This is a genomic window from Arthrobacter sp. Hiyo1, from assembly GCF_001263615.2.
GTDB lineage: Bacteria > Actinomycetota > Actinomycetes > Actinomycetales > Micrococcaceae > Arthrobacter.
The window spans coordinates 539,171-541,860 of the sequence record NZ_DF952468.1 but is presented as its reverse complement, the minus strand read 5'-3'; the positions used below and the strand labels follow the sequence as shown (position 1 = coordinate 541,860).

The window sequence follows — 2,690 nt, the reverse complement described above, 5'->3', positions numbered from 1 at the left end:
CGGCTGCCGAATGCCCGGGAAGTGCGTGTTCGGACCGTGTTTGCTCGGACTGCGCGTGCCCGCGGCTCATGCTCGCTATCCTGCCGGGATCGAGTGGATGAGTTCCACTACCCGGGTCAGGACCGCGGGGTCCGTCTCCGGGGGCACGCCATGGCCGAGGTTCAGGACGTGGCCCGGGGCCGCGGATCCGGCTGCGATCACCTCGCGGACATGGGCTTCCAGGACCTCCCACGGCGCGGAGAGCAGCGCGGGGTCGATGTTGCCTTGCAAGGGCACGGTGCCGCCGAGCCGCCGGTTGCCTCGTCAAGGGGCAGCCGGTAGTCCACGCCGACGACGTCCACGCCGACATCGCGCATCGCGACGAGCAACTCGGACGTTCCCGTACCGAAATGGACCAGCGGCGCGCCGAGGTGGCGGACGTGGTCAAGGGCGCGGGTCGAGGCGGGTGCAACGTACTTGGCGTAGTCGGCCAGGCCAAGGGAACCTGCCCAGGAGTCGAACAGTTGCCCTGCGGAGGCGCCGGCTTCCAGTTGCGCGCGCAGGAACATGCCGGAGGCGTCGGCTGCCCAATTGGCCAGGGCGGTCCAGGTTTCCGGATCGGCGTGCATCATGGTGCGCGGACCGAGGTGGTCGCGGGAAGGCTTGCCTTCCACCATGTATGCGGCGAGCGTGAACGGCGCGCCGGCGAAGCGATCAGGGGCGTGGTGCCGAGCTCAGCGACCGTCAGGCGCACGGCCTCGCGGATCGGTTCGAGGGCTTCCCAGGTCAGCTGCGGCAGGGCTGCTACGTCGCAGCGGTGCGGACGGGCTTGTCCAGGACAGGACCGATGCCGGGGACAATGTCCACGCCGACCCCCGCCAGCTTGAGGGGGATGACGATGTCGGAGAAGAAGATTGCCGCGTCGACGTCGTGGCGGCGAACCGGCTGCAAAGTGATCTCGGAGGCGAGTTCGGGACGCAGGCAGGAGTCCAGCATCGCCACGCCTTCACGGACTTTGAGGTATTCCGGCAACGAGCGGCCTGCCTGTCGCATGAACCACACCGGACGGCGGGACGGCTTGCCTCCGCGGTACGCCTGGATCAGCGGGGAGTCTGCGGTGCGGCCATCCATCAGCGGGTGGCTTGCATCAAGGCTTGAGGCGGCGGTGCCGGAAGTGCCGTTGGCCGGCACAGAATGAGGCAGTGCGGAGCTGGAAGTCATGCCTTCGATTGTGCCGAAGATCGGGGCCAAAAGATAACGACAGCCTGTCCCCCACCATCCGTGGTGACGGGCATCACTCCCGGCAGTGCGGAGAACCACTGACCCGCGTTGTTCTACATGGCGCCGAAAAAGCTATGATTGCTTTGCTGTGGTTCTTTTCTCATTGGTGGCTACACACGCCGACATCGATCTTGAGACCGTCGCTCAGTTGAGCAACGGTTCATCCGAGGTTGCCTCGTCCGCCTTGGCCGATTCCCAACTTGTCTCCGGCGCCGTGGTCCTGGCCACCTGCAACCGCTACGAAATCTACGGCGAAACGCCGCACGCAGAGAATCTCGAAGCGGCCCGCTCGGCGCTCGTCTCGCAGATCAGTGGCCTGAGCGGACTCAACGAGCAACTCGTCTCGCGCGCCTTCAGCACCCGCACCGGCCCTGAGGTCAGCAGGCACCTCTTCGCCGTCAGCGCCGGATTGGACTCCGCCGTCGTCGGCGAACGCGAAATCGCCGGCCAGGTGCGTCGCGCCCTCATCACTGCCCAGCACGAAGGAACCGCGAGTTCCGGACTGGTCCGCTTGTTCCAGGCCGCTTCCAAGACGGCCAAGGACGTCGGAGCCCAGACCGCACTAGGTTCGCGGGGCCTGTCCATCGTTTCAGTTGCGCTGGACCTCGCCACCGACCTCTCCGAGAATGCCGACTGGAGCACCAAGAAGGTAGTTGTCTTCGGGACCGGGGCCTACGCCGGAGCCACGATGTCGCTGCTTCGCGATCGCGGCTGCACCGACGTCTCCGTCTACTCGTCTTCCGGCCGCGCCGAGGCTTTCGTAGCAACCCGCGGCGGAACCGCGCTCGACGCCGAAACCCTCCCTGCCGCCGTCGCTGCCGCCGATGTGATGATCGGTTGCAGCGGATCGGACACCCGCGTTGAGGCCGAAGAGCTCGCCAAGGTCCGCGCTTTGTCCACCCAGACCCTCATCGCGATCGACCTCGCCCTCACCCACGACTTCGACCCCGCAGTGGGCGAGCTCGACGGCGTCGACTCCTGACGCTCGAATCCGTGCGGCTCGCGGCGCCCCAGGAACAAGCGGAGTCGCTGGCACAAGCGAGCACCATTGTTTCCGGCGCGGCAGAAGCCTTCGAGCAGGAGCGCGAAGCCCGGTCCGTCGATTCGGCCATTGTGGCGCTGCGCCGACACACCATGAACGTGCTCGACGCCGAGATGGAGAAAGTCCGGGCCCGGCACGGCTGCACCGCCGCGGCCGAAGAGGTCGAGTTCGCGCTCCGCCGCATGGTCAAGCAATTGCTCCACATCCCCACGGTCCGCGCACGCGAACTCGCCGCAAACGGCCAGCAAGACGAGTACGTGGCCGCGCTCGAGGCCTTGTATGGCATCCAGGTGGAGCAGCCGGCTGCGTCACCCGCAGCAGAGTGCCCCGTGGACCACCGCCAAGCACCTCAGCAGGCTGAAAGCGCCTAGCTTCCGCGACCCCGCCC

2 pseudogenes are annotated in these 2,690 nt (G+C 67.0%); one reads left to right on the top strand and one right to left on the bottom strand.

Annotated elements, in window-relative coordinates:
• Positions 1-75 precede the first annotated feature (75 nt).
• Positions 76-1,200 (bottom strand): annotated as a pseudogene (gene hemE / locus AHiyo1_RS02450) (uroporphyrinogen decarboxylase).
• 148 nt (positions 1,201-1,348) lie between these two features.
• On the opposite strand from hemE, the pseudogene AHiyo1_RS02445 reads away from it, so the two are divergent.
• Positions 1,349-2,673 (top strand): annotated as a pseudogene (locus AHiyo1_RS02445) (glutamyl-tRNA reductase).
• Positions 2,674-2,690 lie beyond the last annotated feature (17 nt).